The following is a 17,241-nucleotide window of genomic DNA, read 5'->3' on the forward strand; positions in this document are numbered from 1 at the left end:
GTGGTCAGTTCAGAGTTATTTTTGGCAGCATAATTCAAGGCGAATGAGTGAGGGAATGGTAATCCCTTTTGACCTTATTCAACACAGAAGTAGGCAGCCAAAAACACTCCTGTTAGGCGAGTTTTAGCGCTTCTGATACGGCGTTAACGAGCTTAAACGTAGAATAACTATGTTTCTCACTCGTTGCCTTGTCTCACAATCGCTAAACTCTCGCTGAATGGCCACACCTTTATACCGATTAGTATTATTCCCCCATTAATTATTAGAGGTTGGAGTGAATAGCGGGGATGTTAACTTTTAAAAGCTTAATCAATATCAAGCTTAATCAATATCAAAGTTGTAATAGATATCAAGTGACTGCTCTATGGTTCCTGATACGGTTTCTAAATAGAGTTGAGATAATAGATAGTAACGAACCGTCATCTCATAGCCCGGATTAAATACACCATAGCCATATTTCACCATCAGATCTTCACCAATAAAACCGCTGATAGCGACCTTACCATCATCATTAGCGTCAAGTTGTACATTAGAGAAGCCCAGCTTTTCAATGAGTCCTGTTGCAGAATCACCTATATTATTAATAGCGCCGCCACCTATCTGATTACTTAACGTTAATGCTGCCCCCAACATTAAGCCACTGTTTTGTTCACTGTCATTGCTGTGAAACCCAGTGCCTTTAATAATGTAAGACAGAATTTCGGCCTGCTCTTTAGAGGGCGTGGAGAAGAGGGTGACTACAGGTTTTAACGGTGTACCAGTTATACGAACCCCAGCAACAACATCTTCATCTTTTATCTCTCTTACCGCTTCAATATTGAGGTTAGGCACCTCTAATGGGCCGATAAACTGAACTTCACCCGCCTTGATGTCTAAGGTTTGCCCCATGAATTTATATTTGCCGTCAACAACACGAATATCACCATACAAAAGAGGTGGCTTAGCGGCCTCTTGTTTTAACTCAAGGGTTCCTGTTAACCGTCCTCTTAAACCCATACCGTCAATTCTGAGTTTATCCGCGACATTTATTTTTATATTGGTCGTTAATGCAATTGGGCTTGCGTCCATCTCTCCTGAAGAGATGCTGTCATTAAAAACCACATCTTTAGATTCAGCGATACCGCCTTCAGGCAGTTGAACGATCTTGATATGACCCGTTGGTAGATCGACAACGCCTCTGATATCTAAATTATCTTTATCGAAGGTGATGTTAAGGTCTGGCGATATAGTCAGAAGGGCAAGAGGGGGTTGAATAATTGCCAGCTCTTCCCCATTAAAGCGGATATCACCTATAAGCTTATCTTGGCTCCAATCAATGTCACCGTTAAGTTTTGCCTGACCCTCTCCCATTTGCCAATGGCCATCAATGAGTGCGTGTTGACCTGCAAGTGAGACATCTAACTCAATATTCTCTAATAATGTTGGGTTAGCTGCAGCCAGTAACTTGCCACCTTTTAGCTGTGCTTTTCCTGATACATCAGGATCACTAAGGGTACCGGATATCTGGAGTTCACTGGAAATTTTACCTTTAATGACAGCAAGCTGTGGAAGAAACTCTGACAGTGCATCTAGGTTAATTTTATCTAGCTTGGTATAGCCTGAAATTGAGTGCTCGGGGCTGACAGTGATATCAAGGTGGCCCTGCCAACTCGCGATATCGTGAGAATCGAATTGAAGCTGCGTAGAAAGCTGCTTTTCATCCAGTGAAGCATCAAGTTTGAGTGTTCTGTAACCTATATCAACATTTCGATTATTGTTACGAAAACTCACATGACCAGGTGAGAAGTTAAGCGATAAAGCGCCTTGAGGCTTACTGTCTTCTTTCCAAGTAAGGTGAGACTGCATACTGGCAGGCCCCTGCCAAGTGAGGTTTGTAGGTAAAAGCGGTGCGAGTATCGCACCTATGTCACCATCAAATTTAATACTAGCATCGCCACTTTTATCTAACTCAATGGCATCATCTACACAGAGCGAACCATCTGAATGCTGCCAGCAAAACGGCGAGATGAGACCAGTTTGATTTTGATTGCTCCAACTTAACTCAAAAGCATTTGCTAAAGACCAATCACCGAGCTTTGACCCTAAACTTAAAGCCCTTACTTCAGCGGTTAGTTGCTGAGTTTCTGAGTCTAATTGTGAGTATATCTTAGTATTTACCCTCAGCTCACCAAAGGTTTGTAAGCCAAGCTTCTGCTTATCTTTGTCGCCTTTAAAGCCCAGCGTGATAGAGCTAATATCTAGGCTATCGTATTGAAGTTCGCCGGTTCGTACAGAAAGCGCAAATTCTTGATTATCCAGCGGGCGATAAAAACCTTTTACTTTTGCCTGTTCCAATTTCAATTGTTCAAATTGCAAATCTAAAGCATCAGCAGAGATCATAACTTCAGGGTGATCGTTTTCACCAGATACATTGATTTTTGCATTGATGCTGCCAGAGGAGTCTGCATGCCATAAGCTAAGATCGGGAATGGCTAATTGAGCGTTAATTGCCCACTGCTTATCTGCACTTCCTGAGATAGATAGTTCTGATTGTAGTGCTGTTAATTTGAGGGCATCGGCACTCAAATGGAACTCATTATCTAGCCTTAAATCACCAATGAGGTGGAATGGAAATCCTTGGATCTCACCAGATAAGTCAGACTGATTAACGTTAATATCCCAGTGTTTATTGCCGATCACGCCTTGAGTATTAAAGCTACCACTAATAAAACTATCTGGTAAAGGTTGACTTAAATTGAGCGTCAGCTGCTCCATATCGAAATCTATAGTACTTATATCGGCTTGCCAGCTAATCGTTTCACCATAGTGAAGCTTACCTGAAAGTGTTGTCTCCCCTAATTGACCTTTAGTACGCAGATGCCTTACTTCAACATCTGTTTGGGTGTGACTAAAGTCAGTATCAACTGCAAGCAATGGATGATAAGGGGTGTTGATATTGCCGGTAAACTTAATGTTTTGTTGTGTAATATCTCCATCACTTTGCAGTTTCAGATCTGTGGCTGAATAGAGCGGGGTATCGAGTGGCCAGCCTAGCGCGGTTGATGAAAGGTCGAGTGAGTAATCAAGCTCAGGATTCGCTAATTCAATATCACCTGTTAATGTAAAGTCATAATGGCCTTTACCAGTTACATGAGCTGAGAGCTTGTTAAACCCTCCTGATGCATCCACTTCAAGTTGCTGCTTACCTAAGAGGGGAACTTCAGCAACATGATTTGCATCAATCATGGCTGAAAAATCCATTGGGTAATCGTTAATTAATGATATCTCACCATTAAGCTCAACTTTACCGTAAGTATGTTCAACATAAAGGGAGTCAACATGGATTAAATAACTGTGATAGCTGGCATCAAAGTTAATTTTCTCAAACAGGTCATCTCGATCACCAAGCCTTAAATGGCTTTGACTAAGAGCAACTTTCTCTGCAAAAACAGGAATAGGCATGAAGACCTTTGGCAGTGCAGCCATTGCCCATTCTGAGTCAAGTTCATCAGCAAGGGCCAAGGGTTCTTGTTGAGCAGAATGCTGCTCAGTTTCTTGTTGGCTTGATGTTTGTTGCTTGTCTTTTGGTTGGCTATTAGCTTGTGAGCTAGACAGCGGGATATCGACTAAGAGTCCCTGGGACTTAAGGTAACTGACTCTTATTCCTGTTTCTTGCCACTGGGCTTGGGTTTGTAACCTATTGGTGTTGAAGTGCATGTCATTAACTCGCACAGCGACATTAGAGAGATCCGCTTTGGTTAAATCAATGCCAAACGGGAGGGTGATCTCCTCATCCTTATCGGTTTCATTGTCATTACTGCTCGATAATTCATTCTTAGCCACTTCACTTTCACGTGCTGTACTTTTACCTGTTTCATCTTGTAGTGCTTCGGCTTGGCGAGATGCTTGGTTTTCTTTTACGTCTACTTCATTTACCTCAAGGGGGGCGTCATCACCTAAAAGCTGGGTATCTATTTCAACCACCACTTTTTGAGCGCTAAGCTCATCAACGCATAGTTGCTTTCGCAGTAAACATAACGGATGCCAATCTAAGGTTAAGTCATCGACTTGAACAAGAATACCTGGCATCTGCCATTGAACATCTGTAGCCAGCAACTTGTTATTAATCGAGCCATCTATGTATGTAATTTGTAGGCCGGGTACGAATGTGTCGGCAAGGTTTACCGCAATTCGGCTGCCTATGTCTGTACCAATTAAAATCGCAAGCGTAACCAGCAGGCCCAATGGGATATAAAAAATAGTCCGTGAGACAGCTTTAAAGCTTTTCCATAAACGAGGCAATAAGCCAGAGCGCTTTTGTGGCGGCTTAGCTGAATTTTGCTTATCTGTGTTATCTGGCTTTGTCGTTGGGGTCATAACTCTGTCCCCATAGTGAGGTGAATACGCCAAGGTCTATCAACAGTGTCGGTCTCTTTGAGGCCGACACCCAGATCGATTTTAATCGGTCCGATAGGTGATATCCAATGTATGCCGCCCCCCACAGAAACAATGGGCTCGATTTGATTCACATCAAATGCATTACCAGCATCGATAAAGGTACCAACACGCCAAGTTGGCGTCACATAGTATTGGTATTCAATGCTGCCCACCATTAGGTATCGTCCACCGACCACTTCCCTTGCTAATTCACCATCATCGTTGGTGTAGTCTAAATAGGGGCCAAGTTCTTGATAGCTGTAGCCCCTTATACTTTGATCGCCACCTGCAAAATAGCGAAGAGAAGGGGGGATTAACGCTAAATCATTTTCATCGGCAAGGTTCACCCCAAGATCTAATCGTGAGACAAATCTGTGTTTCTCAAAAAATGTTTCTATCCATTTATATCGAGTTTGAATGCGGGTTAATTGTATGGCAGAGGCTAAATTTGGATCGGCATATTCGATGCTGTAATACTGAAAGAAGCCAGATTTAGGATCTAAGGTATTATCGCCGCGGGTTGTTTTAGAGATATTCGCGCCAAAAAGCAAAAACTCAGGAGAGTAATCGATGCCTGATTGGGTGTAATACTCTTTCATGGCCTCTACAGAGTAGTTGAGCACCCAGTTATTTTTGAGCCTTTGCTGGCGAATAACCGCGATTAATCCTTTGCTGCCTTCAAGCTCTCCCGTATTAGAGAAGTTTTTATCTTCCGCGTCGTAAACTTGCGTTACGCCATACTTATCTCTGAGCATACCAAATCGAATTTTTAGCTGATCATCCAGAGGATGAGTCAGTGGTATGGTGTAGGTGGTTAGGTATTTGGGTCTGTCAGGCGACCACTCTAGACTGGTTTCTTGAGAGTGACCATAACTGTTAATTTGCGGCGTGCGCCAATTGAGGCTGATCCTTGGCTCAAGATTACTCTCTGTGGTATTACCGATATCAGCACCCAGACCTAACTCTATCGAATGACTCGCTCTAGGGGTTAGCTCAACTTTTATGGGCACTTCAAGCCCCTGAGCTTTGTCTACTTGTGGCAGTACCTTAATATTAGAAAAGTAGCTCGTGTCTAACAGTTCACGATTTAAACTGCTTAGGCTACTTGTGCTGTATGGGGTCTTTTCTTGAAAAGGAACCAGTTCACTCAAAATTCCCTCTTGTAAGGTATGACCTTCAAAGGTGACTTTTCCTAAGTTGTATCGCTGACCTGAATCATAATGCAGGGTTATTTTTGCACTGTTAAAGTCACGGTTGATCTCTATCGAGGACTTAATGTATTTACCGTCAAAATAGCCACGAGCCAGCGCTATGGTGATTAACTGTGATTTTATTTGCTCATATTTACCATGATTGAGGATATCGCCTGGTTTGATGGTGATTTGGTCGAGCCACTTAAGGATAAATGGATCATCTAAAATCTCACCATCAAAGTGTATATCAACCCAATCGACTCGAGTTGGTTCACCAGCTTGGATTTTAAGAGACAGAGCCCATGGGCCCTTATCATTTTCTGTGACTTGTTGTTCTATGACGGAGTGATAGTAGCCCAGTGAATGCATGGCGGCATTGGCGTTGTCCTCAGCATTAAAGATAAAGGCTCTACGTTGAACTTCTGAAGTTGGCAAGGTGCCTAAATGCGCTTCAATATTTTGCGTCAACCTAGGTGTGACACCTGTGACCTTTAACGTAAGAAAGTCATCCGCCATAACCTGAGTTGCGCAGAGTAAACTGCACAGAAATAAAAGGCTTAACGACCATAGACGAGATGGAAATATATGCAAAAAATCGGGCTCTAATCAAGAAATAGAAGATGCTCCTTATATTGTCCCTATATAATTGATTTCTAGCAAGCTGATGATTGTAATTAGATGCAAAAATGGTTACAAAGAGTGCAAATAAAAAATAAAGGACCTGTTTGTGAAAAATAAAAATAAATTATTGGCTGTGTTGCTTGCCATCACGAGTGTTTCAGCGCCACTTTCTTGGGCTGATGATAAGCCATTTTCAATCGCAATACATGGTGGCGCAGGGACGATTAAGCCGAGTAATTTTACCCCTGAAAAAGAGCAAGCTTATCGTGAAAAACTGAAAGAAGCTGTTGATGCAGGTTATGTGGTTTTAAATAAAGGCGGCTCAAGTTTAGAAGCTGTCACCAAGGCGATTAATGTTTTAGAAAATTCCCCCTATTTCAATGCTGGCAAAGGGGCTGTTTACACTCATAATGGTGAGCATGAGATGGACGCTTCCATTATGGATGGCAAAACCATGAATGCGGGGGCTGTATCTGGGGTGAAGCACATTAAGAACCCGATAGATCTGGCTAGGCTGGTTATGGATAAGTCAGTGCATGTCATGTTATATGGTGAGGGAGCAGAGGAGTTCGCGTTGGCTCAAGGCGTTACTTTAGTTGCAAACGAATCATTCGATACCCCCCACAGGTATGAAGCGCTACAGCGTGCTAAAGAGAAGATGCAACAAGCTAAAGAGCAGAATAAGGATTACCTTGCCGCTCATAGTGAGCTAGATACCGAATATAAAGTCGGCACTGTCGGCGCTGTTGCACTGGACAAACAGGGAAATATCACAGCGGGTACCTCAACAGGTGGCATGACGAACAAACGTTTTGGCCGTATTGGTGACTCACCGATTATTGGCGCAGGTACCTATGCAGAAAATGGTGTCTGTGGCGTGTCAGCAACGGGTCATGGTGAGTACTTTATCCGCTATCAAGTTGCTGGTGATATTTGTGCAAAAGTTAAATATCAAAGTAAATCCATTATTCAGGCTGCCGATGAGGTGATCAATCAGCGTTTAATTACAGCCGGTGGTACTGGTGGTGTGATTGCAATCGATCAGCGAGGCAATATAGCTACACCATTTAATACAGAGGGGATGTATCGTGCTACTCGTAAAAGCGGTGAAGAAGCACAGGTGATGATTTGGCGTGATAAGTAATACCTAATTTATTGATTAATCAGCAGGCAAGGCGAGACGCTTTGTCTGCTGATGTGTTACACCTCTCGCAATCCTATCTTCTTTGCCTCAAATAAAGTGCACCTATCGCAAGATTGTTACCATCAATATCAAGCTGACGATTAACTTTTAGCGGAAAGTTTTTCCCCAACCTTAATGAAAGTCGCTGACTGAGCACTTCGTTAGCAAATTCACTGCCAGCAAGAATGACTGACTTAACCCCTAAATTCAGATCAAGATGCTCTATCCAGTTTGAGATGAAATCAGCTAAAGAGTCCTGTAAACCAAAGGCCAGTTTTTTGCTGTTCTGATCATCAGCGAGTCGATAACTAATTAATGAACCGATAGTTTTACACCAGTTTAGGCTCCTATGCGCTTCCCCCTTTGTTAGCGGGAAGTCTATTCTAGGTGCTTTACTGCCTTGATGTTGCATGGCCGAACTGATTAAGGCATCGCAAAGGCCTTGTTTTGTGATGTTATCGCTCTTTAAACCGAGAACAACAGCGGCAATTGCCCATAGGCTCTGCAGATTATCTGTAGGAGAGCTGAGCTTAAGGTCGAGCAGTTTTAGGTAATCATCAGGATATTTTGCTTTAAATTTCTCTACCACTGAGCGCTGAGGACTCTGCTCTAATTGATAGTAGATATCATAGCCGGTTGAAGGCAGGCTAGGTAAGCTAAAGAAAAGCTCAGTTACCTGTTTACGGTTTTGTGTGATGATCTGGCCAGTCTGCCCTTCACTGAAATAGATCACCGCACTGTTTTTATTTTGTTTGTGCTCCAAGTTACCCGCGTGAAGCGCACAGATCCCTGCAGTGTCTTTGCTGATGAGATTATCTGTTCTAATACGTTGCTCATAGTAGATTTTGCCATTTTCACTACGGGCTGAAAATTGATTAAAACTTGCATTGTCGTGAAGAGGTTCTGGTGAGGAGGGCATAGAGGAGACTGATGCCAGCTCCTTTGGTGTAGAGCACACTTCACTCCACGCCGATTGAAGCCAGATCATCGGCTTATCTTCAGAGTCTGATTCAAAATAAAGCCAATCAATCCCTTTTTGTCTTAATATTTCACAAACCACCACTAACGCGCGGCTATTAGCGAAACAGACATCATATAAAGGGGCGGTGAGGCTTGGATGCTCACTAATCGGGCGCAGTGTGATTAACGGTTTCTCTATGCTTGAAAGCCCTAAGATCTGATGATCTTTGATATGAAATTGAGCGTTTAATGTATTGGGGTTACATATCAGCAATTTTTGCCTGTGCAGATCTGAGCAAGGTTTAAGGTGCAGGCTAAGATTGTTAACTCCCTTAAGTTCGCAAGACCCTGTTTGCATTACCTGCTGAGCGATTAATTGTAAGTCGGTAAGTTCTAGCTGTTGGTGATGTTCATTAAGCCTTGTAGCACCTTGGCAGCAACTGCATGGGATTGAGATGTCACCAAATTTAGCCGCTTGATTATCGCCAAACTCTGGGTAGCACTGCTGACAAAACTCCTGGGTAATGTTGGCACCTTCTAATAGCTGATAACTCCCCATGCGGGACTCTATTAAGGTTATCTGGGTATCAATTAGCCATACTGAGATTAAAAAATCATGGGCGATGGCGTCAGCAAGGCTTTCAAGCTGTTGAAGTTGTCCTTCAGCTTCAATGAAATAACTGTTTTCTATGCAGCCTACTGTGATATAGAGTTCATTGTGACTGAGGTACTGATTACATAAGTGAGAATATAGTGCTACGGGTCTAGAGCAAGTAAATTCGAATTTAATCATCTTCATTATGTAGTACACCACGTTTATACGAATTGGGGATCAATGCATTGATACTCACATCCTTGATACGCTGATAGGTGAAACCTATCTTGACCATGTGTTGTAGCAGTGTTTTCTCCATTAGGGGGACAGCGGCTTCAATTTGTGGGGTAATGCCTAATACCATAGGCTCAAGTACAGTAGGGGTTACGCCAAGAATAAAGGTTTTAGGTCTGTCTCCAACCATCTCCATCATGTTCAGTGTTTGTAGCATCTCAACTTCATGAGCACTACCTTGCCAGTCGATCTCAGCGGGGGCTTTATCAAAATCAAAAAAATAGACTTCACCGGGCGTCACCCCCGATGCGTTCACGGTATCGACGACTATCATGTAATCGTATTGAGACAGCATGGGAATGAGGCCTTGTGCTAAGGTGCCGCCATCTGTGATATCTAAGGTGTCATGAGGATGAGTAAAACTATAGTTCTCTGAAATATAGTTAATAAAATGCACCCCAATGCCTTCATCAGCAAAGAGCACATTACCAATTCCTAATAGCAATATTTTCATTAAAAACTTGCCTTATTTATAATTATTTTTGTTATGTCGCGAAAATACGCCGATAAATTATCGGCGTATTTAATTACGAAATATAACTACTAATGCTTGTGGTAGTCATAGCCTGAGACAATAGAGTCAACAGAGTTATGTTTAAATCTAATGCCTGACCAAACTGCCATATAGACATGTATCACAGTAAAAATGATAAATACCCAGGTGAGGTAGTGGTGCCATAATCTGACTGGAGCCAGCCCGCCCATAAGCGCTATAAACCAGTTAGATACCTCCCAAATTGCCCCCCCTAATCCTTGGTGGTAAACATTGGCATACAGAGCAAGGCCTGTGATGCAGATAAAAATTGCAACAACAGAGATGGCTAAGTAAGTCATAAACTGCAAAGGCCCATAGATCCCAGCTTTATGCAGGTGGCCGCTCCAAACATAGGATTTAAGCTGGGTGATCCAACTCTTAATACTCATCACATCTTTAAATGAGCGGCGCTCGATATCACTTCGGCTAAAAAAGAATAGATATACCCTCACTAAGGTGATGGCGGTTAACAAAAATCCAAACACCAGATGAGCAAAGCGTATATAACTTTGTACCTGTATATCATTTGTTTCAGGGGCCACTAAAAATGGCCATGAGATATAAAACCCTGTCACAACTAGAACCAGAATTGACAATGCGCGAAGCCAGTGAAAAATCCTGATCGCAGGACTGAAAATCAGATGCCTAGTGTGGGTTGCAGACTGTGTCATTTGCTATCCCTCCCTATCGATTATTGGCCGTTGGGGTCAATTCTGAATTGTCCTAACTCTTGACCTTTAAAGTCCATGACATGTACAGAACATGCCATACATGGATCAAATGAGTGGATAATACGAATCACTTCCAATGGCTTGCTAGGATCTTCGAGCGCTAATCCAATGAGAGAAGCCTCATAGGGGCCCATCTTTCCATTAGCATCAACAGGGCCAGCATTCCAAGTGGTTGGTACAACCGCCTGATAGTTTTCAACTAAACCACCTTTGATTCTGATCCAATGACTTAGCATGCCTCGCGGCGCCTCAATCATTGCATGGCCGATATACTCTTGATCTGAATGGATCTCAGGTTTGGTATAGGTAGATTCATCTGACTGCATATTGACTAACATGGCATCAAATGTTTTCAGTCCCTCTTGGGCCACTATCACTGTTTGCAGCATGCGAGCGGCAGTACGGCCTAAGGTCGTAAACAGCGCTTCAATGGGTAAACCCGTTGTTGAAAGTAGGTCGTTGACAGCATCAATGACAACCTGGTTACCACGGGCGTAGCTAACAAGTAGGCTTGCAAGGGGCCCAACTTCCATAGGCTCCTCATCATAGCGTGGCGATTTAACCCAGGTATATTTACCATCACCATCAACCGTAGGAAGCTTGCCATAGACAGTGTCACGCTCAACAAAACCAGTGTAATCAGGCACTGTAGTACCATCATATGGGTGCTGCGCCTCATCTGCTTGATACCAAGCGTGAGTGACATCTTCTTTAATCAAGTCTGGATTAATATCTGAAACACCTGCAAGGTCTCCATCCATAATCACGCCTTGGTCGAACATAAACTTGCCGTCAGCTAAGACAAAGTCTTCGGTGGCCATGAAGTTTTTAACGTTTACGCCGCCTAAGACACTTGGCTCATTACCAAATGCAGCTGCCGCCATAACAATGTCTGCTTTATAAGCACGGTGGATAAAGTCTGTCACAATGGCGTGCTTTTGTTTCCACTCCTGTAATCGTGCCGGGCTTAGCATATCGCGCACTGAAGTTACGCCACCGACAACCAGTGATTGTGGGTGAGGGGACTTGCCGCCAAAAATAGCTAACATTTCAGAGGCAACACGCTGTACTTCTAATGCTTTAAGGTAATGTGAAAGTGCGATTAGGTTCTGCTCAGGCGTAAATCTATAGGTTTTATTGCCCCAATAAGCATTTGCAAAAGGCCCAAGTTTTCCTGTTTCAACAAAGCCCTTAACCCTTTCTTGTACCGCACGTAGATCGCCTTCACCTGCAGCGATAGGCTTATCGGTATACTTAAGTGCTTCTTGTGCAGCCAGTGCAGGATCAGCACTTAATGCAGACACCACATCAACAAAGTCTAAGCCGTGAAGGTGGTAAAAATGAACGATATGATCATGCATATACAGAGAGGTTTGCATCAATGAACGCAGGTACTTAGCGTTTAAAGGAATTTGAGTTCCCAATGCGTTCTCAACAGCTTCTATGCCACAGCGATAGTGGGAGTAGGTACATACACCACAGATACGCTGCACGATTAAGCCAACATCCATCGGGGTTCGACCCTTTAGGATGACTTCGATACCACGCCAAAGAGTAGAAGATGACCATGCCTTTTGGACGACATTATTTTCATCAACTTCAACTTCAATGCGCAAGTGCCCCTCAATTCGGGTGATAGGGTCGATAACAACACGCTTGCTCATGGATTAATCCTCTAATGGTTTGGCAAAAATACTGGCAACTGCATGGGCACCTATGCCTACTGCTGTTGCGCCAAGAATAACGGCTCCAACGGTATCTGCCGTTGCATCAACTCCATGAAGTAACTGTCTTCCTAGTGGCTTCTCAAAGTCAGCCATGTCATCCCAAAAGTTTGGCTCTGAGCAGCCCATGCACCCATGTCCTGCGAGTACTGGCCAGCTGGTGTGGTGGTTAAATCGCTCTGTCGGGCAGTTGTTGTAGGTATAGGGGCCTTTACAGCCGACTTTATAGAGGCAGTAACCATCTTTAGCGCCTTGATCGCCGAACTCTTCGACAAATTCGCCCGCATCAAAGCGGCCGCGTCGTTCACAGTTGTCATGAACGCGCGCGCCATATGCCCATTTAGGGCGGTTAAACATATCCAGAGCGGGCAGTTTGCCGAACATGATGAAGTACATCAGTGTGCCAACAATATTCTTTTCACTCGGTGGGCACCCCCCTAAGTTGATGACTGTTTTGTCGACAACTTCATACACCCCTTTAGCACCCGTCGGGTTAGGTGCTGCAGCTTGGATCCCACCGAAAGAGGAGCAAGTTCCCACTGAAATAACTGCCGCTGCGTTATCAGCGGCATGTTTGACTATTTCAAGACCGGTATGGCCTTTACAGCCCACAGTTAGATAGGCGCCATTGTTAGCGGTAGGTACAGCGCCCTCAACGGCTAACAGGTAGTTACCTTTATAGGCGTCTAAAGCATGCTCGAGGTTTTCCTCTGCTTGCCAACCAGAAGCCGCCATTAAGGTTTCATGATATTCAAGGGAGATATGATCAAATATCAAGGAGTCTAAATTAGGTGTATCAGTACGAATAAGTGATTCTGAACAACCAGTACATTCTGCTAAATGCAACCAGACTAAGGGGACTCTGTCTGAAAGTTCAGCGGCTTGTGCGACGAGGGAGCTAAATGGAAGGGGAAGTGCAAACATGGCCGTGACTGAGGCTGTCCACTTCATAAAATCACGACGGGTGATGCCATGATTTTCCATTTTCTTATTAAATGATTCTGATTGGCGAGGTTGGAGTTGTCTTAGCATCTCCAAGCGCGCTTTACCCTGTTCAAAAAGGGCTGCATGTGTATCCATGTTAAACCTTTATAGTTATTTAGTTTTGATTTCTGCTCACTTGCTTAACAAATTCTATGCCTAATAAATTGAAGAATATTGACATGCATCAAGCTTTATTTTGCTTAGCTAAAAACGGTGAAAATGGTGTTTATCTATATGATGTTGATCGTCATTTATGTCGAAAGTGGGTCATTTTGTCGCAATATTTTCGAATTGATTCGTCATGTCACACTTTTGATTGAGCTTGAAATAATGGCCATTAGGTTATTGATTTTATGACTGATAAAAGATAGGGCGTGATAACAAATACCAATGCAAATGCATCGTAATTAGCCCGATGGTTAACTTGCTGGTGATTACTTCTTGCTCAGTTTCATCTTCTGTATGTATATTGGACATTGCGCATGTACGATTAATGGAAACGACAGGGGAATAATATGGATTCAATAAAGGTAAGTGATCACATGGATCGTCAGCCTGTATTACTGACACCCGATATGCCGTTGGTAACAGCAGTTGACGCACTATTAGAAAGAAAAAAGCTTGGCGCACCAGTTGTTGATGAGCAGGGAAAATTGGTGGGTTTTTTATCTCAACAAGATTGTATGTCTGTCATGCTAAAAAGCAGTTACCACTGTGATTTAGTCGCTAAAGTAAAAGATTGTATGAGTGAAGAGGTATTGAGTGTCACGCCTGTTCATAGTGTCCTGCAACTCGCTGAGCAGATGCTTGGCTCTAAACCTAAAGTTTATCCTGTCGTTGAAAATGGCAAAGTGATTGGCACCATAAACCGTACCAACGTACTGAACGCTATCAATATTTATATGCAACAATGTTATCTGGCACCAGCTTAGTTTAACTCGCTTTGAATGAAGCTAGAGCACATCTTATATTGGTTCATTTGGTTAAGTGTGGCCTCCATCGTCACTCCGGCAATGCTTTTAAGCCGGAGTCTAGCTTTGTGTTTTGGCCTGATTTGGTATCGGCTAGAGTGTTGAAATTCAGACCTTCACTGTAATCAAACGCCTGACCGGCGAGGCATGTGCACTCTTGTTTTGAGAAAGTTCTGCGAGGCGCCGTGAACACATCTGACCGCTATGGATGGTGGGAATGCCGAAAAATGTATGGAACATTTTTGGCCATGTGGGCTCTGCGATGACATCCATGTCCTCGAAGTCCGCAGCCGCACCTACACAGGGGGATTTCTCTCTTCGATTGTGGCTTATGGCCAGTATTTGGTAACTCACTTTTGCCCCAAAGTGTGTTTCGCAGTTCAAAAGGTAAATAGGGCAAGTATAGTTTTGGCTATAGAGAAACTAACATGATAGATTTTTGCACAACCTAAAAGTTATGCCGGTCCCATCTTTAGCACTCAACAAATCAAGCTGAAAAATAATCAACCATACCCACTTAGCTATTGTAGAAGAGTAATAAATTATGTAAATTCAATTAGATGAGAGTGTGCGACCTTGACTTCTCATTGCAAAAAGAGATAACAGGTAAGCAAAGTGTGCTTGCCTGTTTTGGCCGAGAGTGTATTGGATACAATTTGAGTATTGCTTGGTTATTAAATTGTTTTTAATAGGCTTTTATCAATGAGTTGAGCGCACGCTTTCCCAAGAGGGCTTGGCAAAACGCGCAAGCCGTATATAAAAATGTTAGCTGTTTCTGTAATATTGAAGCGTCCTTTAATAAAGTAGTAATTGTTTTTGAAATAAATGGTTTTATATCATAGCTCTTGTTCTAATTTCTTTCTGGAAAGCTCTTCAATTTCAATTGCACGTGCATGTATTTTTTCAATAATACTAAACCAATTGTTAATTTTGATAATATTATCTTGAGTGTTAACAACTTCGATAGGTATTTGTTCAGCTAGATGTAATTCTAGGTTGGATAATATTTCGTACATGAAATTTTGCTGTTGCACAAATAATGAATGTAATTCAACCGAGTGCTCATTGAATGCATTTCTCTCAATGTGAATCTTCGTCGCAATCAACTTTTCTAATTGAACTTTTGAATTGCAAATGACTTGTGTTTCATATGCTAAGTGCTCATAGGCATGCTTTGGGTTGTTGATTCCGTTTTTACATATACTCAAATAGCCTCTAATTTGTTGACTAGATTTTTTTAGTGTATAGGCATTATCTATAAGTTCACCAAATTGAGCTAATTTTTGGTCGTATAATTTTTATTTTCGCCAGTTTGATAAACCTAGAAGTGCTATAACTACACCTATTGTTGTAGCCCAATATCCAATGATAGTTGATATGTCTACCGCTAACTTAAGATGGCTTCCCGTAATTTGGTCAGCGAAATGAAATAACGCTAATGTAATTGCTAATAGATTAATTGCACATACAAACACTATGGATTGTATTAGTTTTGCTCCTAGCGCTTTTTTTTGTTTTAGTAATAATGTGCTTTAATTTCATGATGTTATTTTTCATGGGCATGATTAGAACGAACTGTCATTATACAGAATTTCACGTGATTAGTCGGCTTTGCTTACAAAAGTAATTAACTAGATAGTATCTTTTGTTAATTATAGTAATATTGCTAGTATTCAATGAGCAACAGCTAACAAGGGTTTTCAAGTCGGACTCGTAACAGTTTGCTTGGTTCCGCTTCGCTTCACATTGTAGCAAACTATTACAAGCCGCTTAAAACGGCGTTAGGCTTTAAAGCAGATTTGGTTGCACATCATAAGGAATTAACTTGAGTATTGAATTTTTGGAAAATGATTTTGACAAGGTAAGCTATCTAGCGAATTTGTTAACAGCAAGAGCTACTGGATTGTCTGCTGAAAATAGTGAATTTGAATTTCTTCGACGAGAACTTTTACAAAATTCAAATATTGCATCCATGCTACCTAACTGGATTAAACAACATAGAAATTTAGATTCTTTTTGGGGCTTTATTAAAGAAAAGTACGGCACTTATGCAGAAAGACGTACATATATTTCAGAGCAATTTACTCCTTTATTAGATTTACTTGAGTTTGGACAGCAGCCTGCGCCTATAAAAACACAGCCTAATATTACTGCTCCAGTGCCGCCGGTAAGTGCTCCAACCGTTGCTAGAAATAAACGCAAGGTTTTCATTGTTCACGGTCGTGATGACGTAGCAAAATATGAAGTTAGTCGGTTCATAGAACAGCTTGGATTAGAGGCAATAATTCTGCATGAGCAGGCTAATGCAGGTATGACCATAATTGAAAAAATAGAACACTATTCCAACGATGCTGATTTTGCATTGGTTTTATATACTGGTTGTGATCATGGGCGTGGCGTACATGAGCCAAATGTCTCTCTTAAGAATAGAGCCAGACAAAACGTAGTCTTTGAGCATGGGTATCTAATGGCAAAGCTAGGTAGAGAAAATGTGTGCTCATTGGTTAAAGGCGATATTGAAACACCGAATGATATTAGCGGTGTTGTTTATGTCCCATTAGATCCTAATTCTGGTTGGAAAAATTCGGTAGCAAAAGAACTCACTGCATGTGGTTACAAAATTAACACTTTCTTCTAGTGTAATTAAAGCCTAACAAGCTGTTAAACAAGGACAAAAAACAGTTGGCTTTTGCTCCTTCGTCGCTAATTTTAGCCAACAATTTTTTGCCTGTTAACTGGGCGTTGGTATGACTCCCCACGTCAAGCAGAACACCACTCTTTCGGCCTAAATATTTAAGCCTGCTTTTGCTCTTTTGACTCAATTGGGATTGAGCTAACACAGTCGATGAAGCAAGTAATTTCGTCGGTTGTCATGCTGATATCCGTGGATTACTTATCTTTCAATAAGCAGCGCCTACCTTACATTACCCGTCGTGACACCTGTCTTCAGTCTATGTTCGTGGTTCAACACGGAGTTAACCGTATTGCCATCCTAACGCCCTCGGTGATCGTGTCACATCCGATGCTTGACCCA

11 protein-coding genes are annotated in these 17,241 nt (G+C 42.3%); 3 read left to right on the forward strand and 8 right to left on the reverse strand.

Annotated elements, in window-relative coordinates:
* Positions 1–321: 321 nt before the first annotated feature.
* Both BM736_RS06055 and BM736_RS06060 read right to left on the reverse strand, forming a co-directional pair.
* Positions 322–4,356, reverse strand: a complete 4,035-nt coding sequence (locus tag BM736_RS06055) for a translocation/assembly module TamB domain-containing protein (protein WP_076409723.1) — start codon at positions 4,354–4,356, stop codon at positions 322–324.
* A complete protein-coding gene (locus BM736_RS06060) occupies positions 4,353–6,125 on the reverse strand; it encodes an autotransporter assembly complex family protein (RefSeq protein WP_143562328.1) in 1,773 nt (590 codons plus the stop codon). Before BM736_RS06060 ends, BM736_RS06055 begins: the two co-directional genes overlap by 4 nt.
* Before the next feature lie 211 nt (positions 6,126–6,336).
* On the opposite strand from BM736_RS06060, the gene BM736_RS06065 reads away from it, so the two are divergent.
* On the forward strand, positions 6,337–7,374 hold the full coding sequence (locus tag BM736_RS06065; RefSeq protein ID WP_076409726.1) for an isoaspartyl peptidase/L-asparaginase family protein: 1,038 nt from the start codon (positions 6,337–6,339) through the stop codon (positions 7,372–7,374).
* A 73-nt stretch (positions 7,375–7,447) separates the two neighbouring features.
* Here BM736_RS06065 and BM736_RS06070 read toward each other — a convergent pair whose 3' ends face one another.
* From BM736_RS06070 to hyaA, 5 genes are all read right to left on the reverse strand, one after another.
* Positions 7,448–9,172: a NiFe hydrogenase gene (locus BM736_RS06070; RefSeq protein ID WP_076409727.1), complete on the reverse strand. Its 1,725-nt coding sequence runs from the start codon at positions 9,170–9,172 to the stop codon at positions 7,448–7,450.
* Positions 9,159–9,716, reverse strand: a complete 558-nt coding sequence (locus BM736_RS06075; RefSeq protein ID WP_076409728.1) for a HyaD/HybD family hydrogenase maturation endopeptidase — start codon at positions 9,714–9,716, stop codon at positions 9,159–9,161. The genes BM736_RS06070 and BM736_RS06075 overlap by 14 nt, the downstream gene beginning before the upstream one ends.
* A gap of 89 nt (positions 9,717–9,805) precedes the next feature.
* Positions 9,806–10,468 carry a Ni/Fe-hydrogenase, b-type cytochrome subunit gene (gene cybH / locus BM736_RS06080; protein WP_076409729.1) on the reverse strand — a complete coding sequence of 221 codons (663 nt, stop codon included), beginning with the start codon at positions 10,466–10,468 and terminating at the stop codon, positions 9,806–9,808.
* A gap of 20 nt (positions 10,469–10,488) precedes the next feature.
* The gene (gene hyaB / locus BM736_RS06085; RefSeq protein WP_076409731.1) at positions 10,489–12,192 is read right to left on the reverse strand and encodes a nickel-dependent hydrogenase large subunit; all 1,704 of its coding nucleotides are present in this window, start codon (positions 12,190–12,192) and stop codon (positions 10,489–10,491) included.
* Between the two features lie 3 nt (positions 12,193–12,195).
* Positions 12,196–13,332: a nickel-dependent hydrogenase small subunit gene (gene hyaA, locus BM736_RS06090; RefSeq protein ID WP_076409734.1), complete on the reverse strand. Its 1,137-nt coding sequence runs from the start codon at positions 13,330–13,332 to the stop codon at positions 12,196–12,198.
* Between the two features lie 419 nt (positions 13,333–13,751).
* On the opposite strand from hyaA, the gene BM736_RS06095 reads away from it, so the two are divergent.
* A complete protein-coding gene (locus tag BM736_RS06095) occupies positions 13,752–14,168 on the forward strand; it encodes a CBS domain-containing protein (RefSeq protein WP_076409736.1) in 417 nt (138 codons plus the stop codon).
* Positions 14,169–15,043: 875 nt separating this feature from the next.
* Here BM736_RS06095 and BM736_RS06100 read toward each other — a convergent pair.
* A complete protein-coding gene (locus BM736_RS06100) occupies positions 15,044–15,415 on the reverse strand; it encodes a hypothetical protein (RefSeq protein ID WP_076409739.1) in 372 nt (123 codons plus the stop codon).
* A gap of 617 nt (positions 15,416–16,032) precedes the next feature.
* Between BM736_RS06100 and BM736_RS06105 the strand changes: the two genes are divergently transcribed.
* Positions 16,033–16,845: a TIR domain-containing protein gene (locus BM736_RS06105; protein WP_076409743.1), complete on the forward strand. Its 813-nt coding sequence runs from the start codon at positions 16,033–16,035 to the stop codon at positions 16,843–16,845.
* Positions 16,846–17,241 lie beyond the last annotated feature (396 nt).

Source organism: Shewanella sp. UCD-KL12, from assembly GCF_001957125.1.
Lineage (GTDB): Bacteria > Pseudomonadota > Gammaproteobacteria > Enterobacterales > Shewanellaceae > Shewanella.